Origin of the sequence: Mesorhizobium sp. M7A.F.Ca.CA.004.04.2.1 (genome assembly GCF_004022825.1) — a bacterium.
In the GTDB taxonomy this organism is placed as follows: domain Bacteria; phylum Pseudomonadota; class Alphaproteobacteria; order Rhizobiales; family Rhizobiaceae; genus Mesorhizobium.
The window spans coordinates 1-501 of sequence record NZ_RZPH01001753.1; the positions used below are offsets into that span (position 1 = coordinate 1).

General features: G+C 64.1%; 1 pseudogene. It reads left to right on the forward strand.

Annotation, left to right across the window (positions count from 1 at the left end):
* Positions 1 to 168: 168 nt before the first annotated feature.
* Positions 169 to 501: pseudogene (locus EN893_RS37400) on the forward strand (S49 family peptidase); the annotation flags it as partial.

The following is a 501-nucleotide window of genomic DNA, read 5'->3' on the forward strand; positions in this document are numbered from 1 at the left end:
CCCTAATGCTCCACACGCAGTCAGGCAACGGCCCCGACGAGCGCAGCGAAATGATCACCAACGGCCTCGCCTCGCTGTTCGGAGATTGAGCTATTCTGCCCGGCGACATTGCCGTTGGCCGGGAAATCCCTACATGCCTGCAACCCACCGACCGGAGACCGCGCCCTCGTGAAACGCCTTATCAACCGCCTGCTGCCGAAATCCTGGCGCTCCACCGTCGTCACCATTCCGGTGATCCGGCTGCACGGCACCATCATGGCAGGCGGTGGCCAGTTTCGGCCGAGCCTGTCGCTGGCTTCCACCGCCGGCCTCATCGAGAAGGCGTTCTCCTACGACGCGCCGGCGGTCGCCATCTCGATCAATTCGCCGGGCGGCTCGCCGGTGCAGTCTCGGCTGATCTTCAAGCGCATCCGTGACCTGGCCACGGAAAAGAACAAAAAGGTACTGGTCTTCGTCGAGGATGTCGCGGCGTCGGGCGGCTACATGATCGCGGTCGCCGGT